This is a genomic window from Streptomyces sp. Tu 3180 (assembly GCF_009852415.1).
Classification (GTDB): Bacteria; Actinomycetota; Actinomycetes; order Streptomycetales; family Streptomycetaceae; genus Streptomyces.
The window spans coordinates 4,932,699-4,945,747 of record NZ_WOXS01000002.1 but is presented as its reverse complement, the minus strand read 5'-3'; the positions used below and the strand labels follow the sequence as shown (position 1 = coordinate 4,945,747).

Annotated in this window: 11 protein-coding genes and 1 pseudogene; 4 read left to right on the top strand and 8 right to left on the bottom strand. The window is 70.6% G+C overall.

Annotated features, from left to right (window positions below):
• The first annotated feature begins 280 nt into the window (after positions 1–280).
• The gene (locus GL259_RS23310; RefSeq protein WP_159535296.1) at positions 281–1,102 is read left to right on the top strand and encodes an SAM-dependent methyltransferase; all 822 of its coding nucleotides are present in this window, start codon (positions 281–283) and stop codon (positions 1,100–1,102) included.
• Positions 1,103–1,214: 112 nt separating this feature from the next.
• Here the strand turns inward: GL259_RS23310 and GL259_RS23305 are convergent, their stop codons facing one another.
• Together GL259_RS23305 and GL259_RS23300 are read right to left on the bottom strand one after the other, a co-directional pair.
• Positions 1,215–2,387: an endo-1,4-beta-xylanase gene (locus GL259_RS23305; RefSeq protein ID WP_159535295.1), complete on the bottom strand. Its 1,173-nt coding sequence runs from the start codon at positions 2,385–2,387 to the stop codon at positions 1,215–1,217.
• A gap of 216 nt (positions 2,388–2,603) precedes the next feature.
• On the bottom strand, positions 2,604–3,623 hold the full coding sequence (locus tag GL259_RS23300) for an aldo/keto reductase (protein WP_159535294.1): 1,020 nt from the start codon (positions 3,621–3,623) through the stop codon (positions 2,604–2,606).
• Between the two features lie 342 nt (positions 3,624–3,965).
• On the opposite strand from GL259_RS23300, the gene GL259_RS23295 reads away from it, so the two are divergent.
• From GL259_RS23295 to GL259_RS23285, 3 genes are all read left to right on the top strand, one after another.
• Positions 3,966–4,481: a TetR/AcrR family transcriptional regulator gene (locus GL259_RS23295; protein WP_243762596.1), complete on the top strand. Its 516-nt coding sequence runs from the start codon at positions 3,966–3,968 to the stop codon at positions 4,479–4,481.
• Positions 4,482–4,581: 100 nt separating this feature from the next.
• Positions 4,582–5,547, top strand: coding sequence for a LysR family transcriptional regulator (locus GL259_RS23290; protein WP_159535292.1), 966 nt, complete (start codon positions 4,582–4,584; stop codon positions 5,545–5,547).
• Positions 5,548–5,660: 113 nt separating this feature from the next.
• Positions 5,661–7,034, top strand: a complete 1,374-nt coding sequence (locus tag GL259_RS23285; protein ID WP_159535291.1) for an alpha-lytic protease prodomain-containing protein — start codon at positions 5,661–5,663, stop codon at positions 7,032–7,034.
• A 115-nt stretch (positions 7,035–7,149) separates the two neighbouring features.
• Here GL259_RS23285 and GL259_RS23280 read toward each other — a convergent pair whose 3' ends face one another.
• The 6 genes and pseudogenes from GL259_RS23280 to rpsL all read right to left on the bottom strand — a co-directional run bounded on the left by GL259_RS23280 (position 7,150) and on the right by rpsL (position 12,905).
• Positions 7,150–7,416 carry a hypothetical protein gene (locus GL259_RS23280; RefSeq protein WP_159535290.1) on the bottom strand — a complete coding sequence of 89 codons (267 nt, stop codon included), beginning with the start codon at positions 7,414–7,416 and terminating at the stop codon, positions 7,150–7,152.
• Positions 7,416–8,362: pseudogene (locus GL259_RS23275) on the bottom strand (hypothetical protein). Before GL259_RS23275 ends, GL259_RS23280 begins: the two are co-directional and overlap by 1 nt.
• A gap of 184 nt (positions 8,363–8,546) precedes the next feature.
• Positions 8,547–9,740, bottom strand: coding sequence for an elongation factor Tu (gene tuf / locus GL259_RS23270; RefSeq protein ID WP_159535289.1), 1,194 nt, complete (start codon positions 9,738–9,740; stop codon positions 8,547–8,549).
• 154 nt (positions 9,741–9,894) lie between these two features.
• Positions 9,895–12,021 carry an elongation factor G gene (gene fusA / locus GL259_RS23265; protein WP_159535288.1) on the bottom strand — a complete coding sequence of 709 codons (2,127 nt, stop codon included), beginning with the start codon at positions 12,019–12,021 and terminating at the stop codon, positions 9,895–9,897.
• A gap of 39 nt (positions 12,022–12,060) precedes the next feature.
• Positions 12,061–12,531, bottom strand: coding sequence for a 30S ribosomal protein S7 (rpsG, locus tag GL259_RS23260; RefSeq protein WP_003998848.1), 471 nt, complete (start codon positions 12,529–12,531; stop codon positions 12,061–12,063).
• A gap of 2 nt (positions 12,532–12,533) precedes the next feature.
• The gene (gene rpsL / locus GL259_RS23255; protein ID WP_003948652.1) at positions 12,534–12,905 is read right to left on the bottom strand and encodes a 30S ribosomal protein S12; all 372 of its coding nucleotides are present in this window, start codon (positions 12,903–12,905) and stop codon (positions 12,534–12,536) included.
• Positions 12,906–13,049 lie beyond the last annotated feature (144 nt).

The window sequence follows — 13,049 nt, the reverse complement described above, 5'->3', positions numbered from 1 at the left end:
TTCCCCGAAGGAACACGAGGGGGAAAGACCCCACCGAACCCCACCCTTTCCCGTCCGGGACCCGCGCTCACTCGGGCGGGTGAACATCACCGGCTCGGCGGGAGCTCCCGCTCCTGGCGACCGGGCCCGGCTGCCACATCCGCCGGAACGCTTCCTCGTCCCGGAGGACGCGTACGCGGACGTCCTCGAAGGGCTCCCGGCGCGGCGCGCCGATCGGGGCGCGGTTATCGTGACGCCCACGGTCGCAGGTCAACTCCCGGGCGCTACAAGGGGAATCACGGTGGAGCAGCAGGACTCCGGCACGGGCACCCCCGTACCGATCGACACCAGCAAGCCGCATCCCGCGCGGATGTACGACTGGTTCCTCGGCGGCAAGGACAACTACCCGGTGGACGAGGAGCTGGGCAGGCAGCTCGTGTCCTTCGCGCCGGTCATCCCCGTCATGGCGCGGATGAACCGGGCCTTCATGCACCGCGCCACCCGCTGGGTGGCCGGCCAGGGGGCGCGCCAGTTCCTCGACATCGGGACCGGCATCCCGACGGAACCGAACCTGCACCAGGTGGCCCAGGAGGTCGCCGCCGACGCGCGGGTCGTGTACTGCGACAACGACCCGATCGTCCTGGCCCACGCCGGAGCACTGCTGCGGGGCACCCCCGAAGGGGCCGTGGACTACGTGCAGGCGGACGCCCGCGACACCGCCGCCATCGTCGAACACGCCCGCGAGACGCTGGACTTCGACCGGCCGGTCGCGCTCTCCCTGATCGCGCTGCTGCACTTCATCGGCGACGAGGACGGGGCCTACGAGCTGGTGGAGCGCCTCAAGGACGCACTGGCTCCGGGCAGTTACCTGATCATGTCCCACCTCACCCCCGACTTCCACCCGGAGGAGGCCTCGCGCAAGGTCCGCGACCTGTACCGGGCGGGCGGGCTCACCATGGACATGCGCAACCGGGAGCGGTTCGCCCGCTTCTTCGAGGGCCTGGAGGTCGTCGCCCCCGGCATCGTGGCGGCCGAGGAGTGGCACCCGGAGCTCGGAGAGCCGGTCCCCGGCCAGGAGAGCGTCCACAGCGGGGCCTACGTGGCGGTGGCCCGCAAGGCGTGACGCCCGCCGAGCGGGCCGCCGCCCCCGGACCGGCCGTGCGCGGCGGGTCCGGGGGCGGCGGGTCCGGGGGCGGTCCTCGTCACGGAGGGGAAGGAACGCCGGGCGGGCCTCCTCAGCCCTTCCGGTCCTTCTTCCCGTCCTTCCGGCAGTCCTCCTCCCGGGCCTCCTTCAGGGTGTCCCGCAGGGCGTAGAAGGCGGGCTTGCGGGCGAAGTCCTCGGTCATGACGTTCGCGAAGCCCTCGCCCTCGAAGAACACCGGCACCCACGAGTACTTGTCGGTGAAGCCCCAGATGGTGAAGGAGTTGCAGCCGTCGACGGCCAGGCACGCCTCGAGCGCGCGCTGGTAGTAGTCGGCCTGCTTCTGCTCCTGCTCCTCGGTGGGCACGCCGCTCTCCGGCAGGTCCATGCGGACGTCCAGCTCGGTGACGGCCGTCTCCAGGCCGAGCGCGTCGAACCGGCGCAGGTTGTCCTCCAGGTCGCCCGGGAAGCCGTAGCGCGTGCTCAGGTGGGCCTGCACGGAGAAGCCGTGCACGGGCACGCCCTGCTCGAGCAGGTCCTGGGTGAGGGCGTAGTAGGCGTCGCTCTTCGCGTTGACGCTCTCGACGTTGTAGTCGTTGAAGAACAGCTTCGCCTCGGGGTCGGCCTCGTGGGCCCACCGGAAGGCGTCGGCGACGATGCCCGGGCCCAGCTCGCGGATCCAGATGTTGTCCTGGGTGCGCAGCCTGCCCTGGTCGTCGAAGATCTCGTTGGCGACGTCCCACTGCTGGATCCGGCCGGCGTAGCGGCCGACGACGGTGGTGATGTGCTCGCGCAGGAGGGCGCGCAGCTCCTCCTTCGAGAAGTCGCCCTGCTCCAGCCACTGCGGGTTCTGGCTGTGCCACAGCAGGGTGTGGCCGCGCACGACCTGGCGGTTGCGCTCGGCGAACTCGACGATGGCGTCGGCCTGCCCGAAGTCGTAGCGGTCCCGCTCGGGGTGGATGAAGTCCCACTTCATCTGGTTCTCGGGGGAGACCGAGCTGAACTGGCGCGCCAGGATCTTCCGGTACTGCCTGTCGTGCGTGAACGGGTCCGGGTAGGCCTGCTCCAGGTGGTGGCCGCCGCCCGCCACGGCGGTGCCCACGACGAATCCCTCGGGAGCGGCCTGGCGCAGCCGGTCGAACCGGGCTTCGGAGTGCGGTGCCGCCTGCCGGTCGGCCGACGGGGCGGCCGTGGCCGCGCCCGCCACGAGCGGCAGGGACAGGGTGGCCGCGGCGAGGGCCACGGTGGCGAAACGAATGGGTCTCATGCGGGGAGTCTCATTCCGATCGTCGTTCTCGAATGTTTCGAAGTCGGAGCCGAAACATTAGGGATGGGCGGACGCTAAGGTCTGGCCGAGCGGCCCGTCAATACCCGTGCAGGGGTCCGCACGCCGACGCGCCCGCCCCGGCCGCCGCGGAGGGCGGCGGAGGGCGGGCGCGTCGGGCCCGGCGGCGAGGAGGGAAGGGGGCCGCTCCTCGGGCGGTCAGCGGCGTCGCAGCGACGGGTCGAGCAGCGCGGGCGGGGTGTCGTGCTTCTCGTGGGGGGCCAGGTCGACACCGGGGGCGACGATCGCGTCGATCGCGTCCAGCACGTCGGCGGGGAGCACGGTGTCCGCGGCGGCGAGTTGCGCGTGCAGGTGGTCCGGTGTGCGCGGGCCGACGAGCGCGCCGGTCACGGCGGGGTGCGCGGTCACGAAGCCGAGCGCCAGCTGGATCATGGTCAGGCCGGCCTCGTCGGCGACCCCGGCCAGCCGCTCGACGGCGTCGAGCCTGGCCCGGTTGGCCGGGAGGGCGGTGTCGAAGCGCTCCGGCATGAACGCCGAGCGGCTGGTGGTGATCTCCCGGCCCGCACGGATCGCGCCCGACAGCCAGCCCGAGGCCAGCGGGCTCCACACCAGCACACCGAGCCCGTACTCCTCGGCCACCGGCAGCACGTGGGCCTCGATGCCGCGCTGCAGGATCGAGTAGCTGGGCTGTTCGGTGACGTAACGGCCCAGGTGATGCTCGCGGGCGGCCCACTGCGCCTGCACGATGCGGTACGCCGGGAAGGTCGAGGAGCCGAAGTAGCGGATCTTTCCGGCGCGTTGCAGATCGGTCAGGGCCGACAGCGTCTCCTCGTCGCCGGTGTCCGGGTCCCACCGGTGGATCTGGTAGAGATCGACGTGGTCGACGCCGAGGCGGCGCAGGCTGTCCTCCAGCGCGGTGACCAGCCAGCGGCGCGAACCGCCGCAGTGGTTGCGCTCGCCCCCCATCGGCATCCCCGCCTTCGTGGCCAGCACGATGTCGTCGCGGCGGCCGGCGATGGCCCTGCCGACCATCTCCTCCGACTCGCCGCCGCCGTACATGTCGGCGGTGTCGATGACGTTGACGCCGCCCTCCAGGGCGGCGTCGACGAGGGCGGTGGCCTCCTCCTGGGTGGTGCGCCCGATGGCGCCGAAGTTCATCGCGCCGAGCGCCAGGGTGCTGACCTGCACACCGGTGCGGCCCAAAGTGCGGTACTGCATGACCGTGTCTCCTCATCGCGGGTGAAGCGCGGTGGCGTGCTGACGGGGACGGTGACCGTGGCGGTGGTCATGACGGTGGTGACCATGACGGTGGTGACGCGACGGACGAGGCACGGCTTGGCCGCCGGCCCCCGCTCTGCCATCATGAACAAACGGAACAGCGTTCCGGAACGACGATACGGAACACCGTTCCGTTTTGACAAGCACGACGGCGGAGGGAACGGCGCGGTGCATCACGGAGACGAGGACGACGAGGACGCGGAGCGCACGGCCCGGCCGGACGCACCGCGGTCGGACGCGCCCGGACCCAGGCGGAAGGACGCCCGGCGCAACAAGGAGGCGCTGCTCGACGCGGCCGCCGCGGTCTTCCTCACCTCGGGCGTGGACGCCCCGGTGCGCGACATCGCGGCCCGGGCCGGCGTCGGGCTCGGCACCATCTACCGCCACTTCCCGACGCGGGCGGATCTCATCATCGCCGTCTACCGGCACCAGGTCGACGCCTGCGCCGAGGCCGGCCCGGCCCTGCTGGAGACCGCTGCGACCCCGCACGCCGCCCTGGGGCAGTGGATCGACCGGTTCGTCGACTTCCTGGTCACCAAGCACGGCCTCGCCGCCGTACTGCGCTCCGACGACGCCGGCTTCGACGCGCTGCACGCCTACTTCCTGGACCGCCTCGTACCCGTCTGCGCCGAGCTGCTCGAAGCCGCGGCCGCCGCCGGTGAGATCCGCGCCGACATCGACGCCTACGGGTTCCTGCGCGGCGTGGGGAACCTCTGCATCGGCGCGGACAGCGACCCCCGCTACGACGCACGCCGGCTGGTCGGCCTCCTCGTCGCCGGACTGCGCCGGCCGCACTGACCACCGCCCGGGCGGCCGGCGCGGCGGCCCTCCCGCTCCTCCCCCATCAGGTCCGTACCAACCTCTTGTCCCCGCCCCCGCCACACCGCAAGCTCCCCTCATGGAGCTGGAGTTGCGGCATCTGAAGACGATCCGGGCGATCGCTGACGCGGGCAGCCTCACCCGGGCGGCGACCGACCTGGGCCTGGCGCAGCCCGCGCTGAGCGCACAGCTCAAGCGGATCGAGCGCGCCCTGGGCGGTGAGCTGTTCGAGCGCGGCCGGCACGGCGTACGGGTCACGGCGCTCGGCGAGCTCGTCCTGGAACGCACCCGTGTCGTGCTGCCCGCGGTGACCGAGCTGCAGCGGGAGGCGGCGCGGTTCGCCCGCGCCCCGCGTACGGCCGCCTGCTTCCGGTTGGGCGGCACCCACGGCCCGCTCCTGGGCGCCCTGGTGGACCGTCTGGCGGACGCGGTGCCCGACGCGCGGGTGACGACGTGCACCTCCTGGTCCGAACGGGAGCTGGCCGGCCTGCTGGCCGAGGGGAGACTGGACTTCGCCCTCGCCGGCACCTGCGGTTCCGCTTCCCCGCCCGGCGCCGAGGGCCTGGTCTGGCGGGAGATCGCGGTCGACCCGGTGTTCGTCATGGTGCCGCCGGCCCACCCGCTCGCCCGCCGCGCGGAAGTGGACCTGGCCGAGCTGGCCGGCGAGGAGTGGGCCTGCGTGCCCGGTGACGGCTGCTTCGGCGACTGCTTCACCGCGGCCTGCGCCCGCGCCGGGTTCACACCGCGCCGCATGTACGAGACGGACACCGCCTCCCTGGTCCATCTGGTGCAGGTGGGCCGGGCGGTCGGGATGTGCCGGGCGACCTTCCCGACCACCCCCGGGATCCTCACCCGGCCGCTCACGGGCACCCCGCTGACCTGGCGTCACCTGCTGGGCTGGCACCCGGTGACGCAGCCCGAGGAGACCGCCGCGACCGTCCTGTCCCAGGCCCGGACGGCCCATGCGGGCGTGGCGGCGGGCAGCGACAGCTACACCGCGTGGCGCGCCGTGCGCCGCGGCGCGCCCCCCGAGGCGGTGTCCTGACCCGCCGGACGGGTTCCATAACACCGGGCAGAGGGCCGGCCGACGTCTTACCGCGGCCGGTCGCCCCTTCCTACGGTTTCGGCACCTCCCCACCGAAACCGAGGAGATCCCCCATGCCCCACCCACACCGACACACCAGAGCCGTGGGTGCCGCCGTCACGGCGACGGCCGCCCTGCTCGTGGCCGGGCTCAGCGGCTCCGCGAGCGCCGGGCCGGCCGCCGCCGCGCCTCCCGCCGCGCCCTCGGCCGCCGAGACGCTGCGCACCGACGCCGCCCCGCCCGCCCTGCTCGAGGCCATGGAACGCGACCTCGGCCTGGACCGGGGACAGGCCGGGCGGCGGCTGGCCAACGAGGCGGAGGCCGGGGCCACGGCGGGCCGCCTGCGGATCGCGCTCGGCGGTGACTTCGCGGGCGCCTGGGTGCGCGGCGCCGAGTCCGGAACCCTGACCGTGGCGACGACGGACGCCGACGCCGTACCGGTCATCGAGGCACGGGGTGCCGAGGCCACCGTCGTACGCCACTCCCTGGCCGACCTGGACGCCGCCAGGGCGCGCCTGGACCGGGCGGTGGCACGGAAGGGCGGCACGGACACGCCGGTCCGGTACGTCGACGTCCGCACGAACGCGGTCGTGGTGCAGGCGGTACGGCCGTCCGCGGCCCGCGCCCTGCTGTCGGCGGCGGGCGTCGACGGCTCCCTGGCCCGGATCGAGACGTCGGCCGAACGGCCCCGCGCGCTGTACGACCTGCGGGGCGGCGAGGCGTACCACATCGGCACCAGCGGCCGCTGCTCGATCGGCTTCCCCGTCACCAGGGGCACCCAGCAGGGCTACGCCACGGCCGGACACTGCGAACGGGCCGGGGCGGGCACCAGCGGCCACAACCGGGTGGCCCAGGGCACCTTCCAGGGCTCGGTCTTCCCCGGCCGCGACATGGCGTGGGTGGCCACCAACGCGCAGTGGACGGCGACGCCGTACGTCAGGGGCGCCGGCGGCCGGAACGTCCAGGTCACCGGGTCCGCACAGGCGCCGGTCGGCTCCTCGGTGTGCCGCTCCGGCTCCACCACCGGCTGGCACTGCGGCACCGTCCAGCAGCACGACACCAGCGTGACCTACCCCGAGGGCACCCTCACCGGTGTCACCCGCACCTCGGTGTGCGCCGAGCCGGGCGACTCGGGCGGTTCCTACCTCTCCGGCAGCCAGGCCCAGGGCGTCACCTCGGGCGGCTCGGGCAACTGCGGCAGCGGCGGCACGACCTTCTTCCAGCCGATCAACCCGCTGCTCCAGAACTACGGCCTCACCCTGAAGACGAACGGCGACGGCGGCGAGGAGCCGCCCGAGGAGCCGGGCGGCACCTGGTCGGCCGGCACCGTCCACCGGCCGGGCGACACGGTGACCTACGGCGGCGCCACCTACCGCTGCCTCCAGGGCCACCAGGCCCGGACCGGCTGGGAGCCCCCGAACGTCCCGGCGCTGTGGCAGCGCGTGTGAGCCACACCTGACCCCGTCCCGCCCCGCCCCGGCCCGGCGATCACCGGGCCGGGGCACCGGTCGTCGGCATCGGCGTCCGACCGGCCAGGACGCCACCGCGTACCGCTCCCCGCCCTCAGGAGCCGCTCCCCCTCGCGCACGAGCCGTCCCAGGGCCCTTCGGCCACGAGGACATCGGCTGCCGAGGTGGCGGTGACGGCCCTCGTGAACCAGACGCCCAGCGTGCCGAGGTCCCGGCAGCCGTTGATGCGCTCCCGCTCCTCCTCGGACACATGGACGCCCCGGTGCTCGAGCAGGAGCAGCACGCTTTCGCGTCGTGCCTGGGCCCGGCCCTCCGCCCGGAGCCTCTGAGCGGTCTGCGACTGGAACAGGGAAAGGTCCATCAGCCCGCGGACCCGGTCCCCCCGTCCGACGCGAAGGTCTCCGCCGTCGACGCGGCCGTGAGGGCCCGTGTGAACCAGAACCCCAGCACGTCGGGATCACCGCAGCCGACGATGCGTTCCCGGTCCTCTCCGGAGACCTCGACGCCCCGATGACTCAGCAGGAGCAAGAGGTCCTTCGCCCGGCCCTCGGCCAGACCCTCTTCCCGGCCTTCTTCCCGGCCCTCTTCCCGGCCTTTCTCACGGCCCTCCGCCCGGGGCCTCTGAGCGGTTTCCGACTGGAAGAAGGAGAGGTCGACGGCCCTGAGATGCCTCCAGAGATCTGCGGCCGGCGTCTTGCCGAGGCCTTGTTCCATGAGCTCGATGAATGTGCCTGCAGCGCTCTCGTCGTCGGCCGACAGGCCCTTCAGTGCCTTTGCCAGCGCGTTCAGTATGGCATCGGCGTCCGGGTCACGGCGGTGCAGAGCCGCGGACAGCACCGTGAGGGGGATGTCGCGGGCGGCCTCGTCGGGACTGTCGATCACCGGGAGATCGTCGGGGCCCAGGACCAGGGGCCGCAGGGTGAGCGAGGGCCACTGCGGCGGTCCGATGTCGACCTGGTGGGCCGCCCAGGCGGCCGTCCCCGGTCCGCGCAGACGACGAGGAGTACCGGCGGAACGCGGTACTTGGCGTACGCGTACGAGAGGTAGTACGCCCAGCTCGCAGGCTTGCGCGAGTCCGGTTCCCCCTGTGACTCCACCGCGAGGAGGAAGCTGCCGTCCTCGGTGTCCATCCGCAGCAGCGTGTCCACCCGGCGCTCCAGGGGCTGGGTCTCCGTGAGGTCGGTGGAGAGCTCGGAGCTGGAGACGGGTGGGGGGAAGGAGACGCCGAGATTCCTGGCGGCGCGGGCGAAGAGGCCCGGGTCCTGCTGGAAGATCCGGTGCAGGGCCTCATGGGATGAGCTGACCATGAGGCGAAGCCAGGGGCGGGACGGCATGTGCCTCCCGCACATGCCACATCATTCGCGCGATCGAGTGACACCACCGGCGGCGAAGTCGAAGCCGCATGACGAAAGGACCCGCACGACCGGAGTCGTGCGGGCCCCTTCAGGTGCCAGGCGCTCGCGAGGGAGCTACCAGGTCAGATCAGCAAGCTCACTTGGTGATCTTGGTGACCTGGCCGGCGCCCACGGTCCGGCCACCCTCACGGATGGCGAACTTCAGGCCCTCTTCCATGGCGACGGGCTGGATGAGCTCCACCTTCATCTCGGTGTTGTCACCCGGCATGACCATCTCGGTGCCCTCGGGGAGGGTCACGACGCCGGTCACGTCCGTCGTACGGAAGTAGAACTGCGGGCGGTAGTTGTTGAAGAACGGGGTGTGGCGACCACCCTCGTCCTTCGACAGGATGTAGGCCTGGGCCTCGAACTCGGTGTGCGGGGTGACCGAGCCCGGCTTGATGATGACCTGGCCGCGCTCGACGTCCTCGCGCTTGATGCCGCGGAGCAGCAGACCGACGTTCTCACCGGCCTGGCCCTCGTCGAGCAGCTTGCGGAACATCTCGATGCCGGTGACCGTGGTGGAGGTCTTCTCCGGCTTGATGCCGATGATGTCGACGGTCTCGTTGACCTTGAGGACACCACGCTCGATGCGGCCGGTGACGACCGTACCGCGACCGGTGATGGTGAAGACGTCCTCGATCGGCATCAGGAACGGCTTGTCGACGTCACGCTCGGGCTCCGGGATGGACTCGTCCACGGCCTTCATGAGCTCGAGGACGGACTTGCCCCACTCCTCGTCGCCCTCGAGGGCCTTCAGAGCGGAGACCTTGACGACCGGAACGTCGTCGCCCGGGAACTCGTACTCGGAGAGGAGCTCACGGACCTCGAGCTCGACGAGCTCCAGGATCTCCTCGTCGTCCACCATGTCGGCCTTGTTCAGGGCGACGACGATGTACGGAACGCCGACCTGGCGGGCCAGGAGCACGTGCTCCTTGGTCTGCGGCATCGGGCCGTCGGTGGCGGCGACCACGAGGATGGCGCCGTCCATCTGCGCCGCACCCGTGATCATGTTCTTGATGTAGTCCGCGTGACCGGGGCAGTCGACGTGGGCGTAGTGACGCGTCTCGGTCTGGTACTCGACGTGCGCGATGGAGATGGTGATACCGCGCTGGCGCTCCTCGGGAGCCTTGTCGATCTGGTCGAACGCCGAAGCCTCGTTGATGTCCGGGTACGCGTCGTGCAGCACCTTGGTAATGGCGGCCGTGAGGGTCGTCTTACCGTGGTCGATGTGACCGATGGTGCCGATGTTGACGTGCGGCTTAGTCCGCTCGAACTTCGCCTTCGCCACTGGGGTCCTCCTGTGGAGTGGTTCTGTACGCCTTACTCATCGGCGCCAGGTGATCTTTGCTGGGAAACCCGGGCCCGGGGTGTTCCGCCACGGTGGCGGCGGAACACCCCTTGCAGGCTCCGGGGTCAAGCCTAAAGCGTGTGAACGGGGTCCGTTACTCGCCCTTGGCCTTCGCGATGATCTCCTCGGCGACGTTCCGCGGAACCTCGGCGTAGGAGTCGAACTGCATCGAGTAGCTTGCGCGACCCGACGTCTTGCTGCGGAGGTCTCCGACGTAGCCGAACATCTCCGACAGGGGCACGAGGCCCTTCACGACGCGGGCACCCGCCCGCTCCTCCATGGCCTGGATCTGGCCACGGCGGGAGTTGATGTCGCCGATGACTTCACCCATGTAGTCCTCGGGCGTGGTGACCTCGACGGCCATCATCGGCTCGAGGAGCACGGGCGAAGCCTTGCGCGCGGCCTCCTTGAAGGCCTGCGAACCGGCGATCTTGAACGCGAGCTCGGAGGAGTCCACCTCGTGGTAGGCACCGTCGAGCAGCGTCACGCGGACACCGGTCATCTCGTAGCCGGCGAGGATGCCGAACTGCATGGCCTCCTGCGCACCGGCGTCGACCGAAGGGATGTACTCCTTCGGCACGCGGCCACCGGTCACCTTGTTGACGAACTCGTACGAGGCGTCGCCGCCCTCGATCGGCTCGATCGCGATGATGACGCGGGCGAACTGGCCGGTACCACCCGTCTGCTTCTTGTGGGTGTACTCGACCTTCTCGACCGACTTGCGGATGGTCTCGCGGTACGCGACCTGCGGCTTGCCGACGTTGGCCTCGACCTTGAACTCACGGCGCATGCGGTCGACCAGCACCTCGAGGTGCAGCTCGCCCATACCGCCGATGATGGTCTGGCCGGTCTCCTCGTCCGAGTGGACCTGGAAGGACGGGTCCTCCTCGGCCAGGCGCTGGATCGCGACGCCGAGCTTCTCCTGGTCGCCCTTCGACTTGGGCTCGATGGCGACCTGGATGACCGGCGCCGGGAAGTCCATGGACTCCAGGATCACCGGGCTCTTGTCGTCGGACAGCGTCTCACCGGTGGTGGTCTGCTTCAGGCCCATGACGGCGACGATGTCGCCGGCGCCCACCGACTCGATCTCCTCACGCTTGTTGGCGTGCATGCGGTAGATCTTGCCGATGCGCTCCTTCTTGCCCTTCACGGAGTTCAGCACCTGGGTGCCGGACTCCAGACGGCCGGAGTACACGCGGACGAAGGTGAGCTTGCCGAGGTGCGGGTCGCTCATGATCTTGAACGCGAGCGCGGCGAGGGGCTCGTCGTCCGACGGCTTGCGGGAGACGACCGTCTCCGCGTCCTTCGGGTCGTGACCCTCGATGGCCTCGACGTCGAGCGGGGAGGGCAGGTAGCGCACGACCGCGTCGAGCAGGGGCTGGACGCCCTTGTTCTTGAACGCGGTGCCGCAGAACACCGGGGTGACGGTGGTGCCGCCGCCCTTGCCGGACGCGATGGTGATACGGCGGATCGCCGCGTACAGCTGCTCCTCGGAGGGCTCGGTGCCCTCGAGGTACAGCTCCATCAGCTCCTCGTCGTTCTCCGCGACGGCCTCGAGCAGCTTGCCGCGCCACTCCTCGGCGGCCTCGGTGTGCGTGGCCGGGATGTCGACGACGTCGTACATCTCGCCCTTGGCCGCCTCGGCGGACCACACGAGCGCCTTCATGCGGACCAGGTCCACGACGCCCTTGAAGTCGGCCTCGGCACCGATCGGCAGCTGCATGACCAACGGCTGCGCGCCCAGGCGGTCGGAGATCATGTCGACGCAGCGGTGGAACTCGGCACCGGTGCGGTCGAGCTTGTTGACGAAGCAGATGCGCGGAACGCCGTAGCGGTCCGCCTGACGCCACACCGTCTCGGACTGGGGCTCGACGCCGGCGACGCCGTCGAACACCGTCACGGCACCGTCGAGCACGCGCAGCGAACGCTCCACCTCGACGGTGAAGTCGACGTGGCCCGGCGTGTCGATGATGTTGATGGTGTGGTCGACGTCTTCCAGCGGCCAGTGGCAGGTGGTGGCAGCAGAGGTGATCGTGATGCCACGCTCCTGCTCCTGCTCCATCCAGTCCATGGTGGCAGCGCCGTCGTGGACCTCACCGATCTTGTAGGAGACGCCGGTGTAGAACAGGATCCGCTCGGTGGTGGTCGTCTTGCCCGCGTCGATGTGGGCCATGATCCCGATGTTGCGGACCCTGGCCAGGTCAAGCGAAGTGGTAGCCATAAGGCTTCAGTCTTCTCTCGGTCTCGATGGGGTCTGCGACTACCAGCGGTAGTGCGCGAAGGCCTTGTTGGACTCGGCCATCTTGTGCGTGTCCTCGCGCTTCTTCACAGCGGCGCCGAGGCCGTTGCTGGCGTCGAGGAGCTCGTTGAGCAGACGCTCGGTCATGGTCTTCTCGCGACGGGCGCGGGAGTAACCGACCAGCCAGCGCAGCGCCAGCGTGTTGGCACGGCCGGGCTTGACCTCGACCGGGACCTGGTAGGTGGCACCACCGACACGGCGGGACTTGACCTCGAGGGTCGGCTTGATGTTCTCGAGAGCGCGCTTCAGCGTGATGACCGGGTCGTTGCCGGTCTTCTCGCGCAGGCCCTCCATGGCGCCGTAGACGATGCGCTCGGCGGTGGAGCGCTTGCCGTTCAGCAGCACCTTGTTGATCAGGGAGGTCACCAGAGGAGAACCGTAGACCGGGTCGATGATGACCGGGCGCTTCGGGGCGGGGCCCTTACGAGGCATTCTTACTTCTCCTTCTTGGCGCCGTAACGGCTGCGAGCCTGCTTGCGGTTCTTGACACCCTGGGTGTCGAGCGAGCCGCGGATGATCTTGTAACGAACACCCGGCAGGTCCTTCACACGGCCGCCGCGCACGAGCACGATGGAGTGCTCCTGCAGGTTGTGTCCCTCACCCGGGATGTAAGCGGTGACCTCGATGCCGCTGGTCAGACGCACACGCGCGACCTTACGCAGGGCCGAGTTCGGCTTCTTCGGGGTGGTCGTGAACACACGCGTGCAGACGCCGCGACGCTGAGGGGAACCCTCGAGTGCGGGCGTCTTGTTCTTCTCGACCTTGTCCTGCCGGCCCTTGCGGACCAGCTGCTGGATCGTAGGCACTACTTCTCCGGTTTCTGTGTGCCGATGGGTACAGCTAACCTGGAACGTCGCCGACCCACGCGGTCGGGTGTGTCGAATCCCGCGGACTCCCGCCGCGAGGCAGAAAGAAGCGCGGATTGCGGTGGCCTTTCTCAGCCCCCTGTG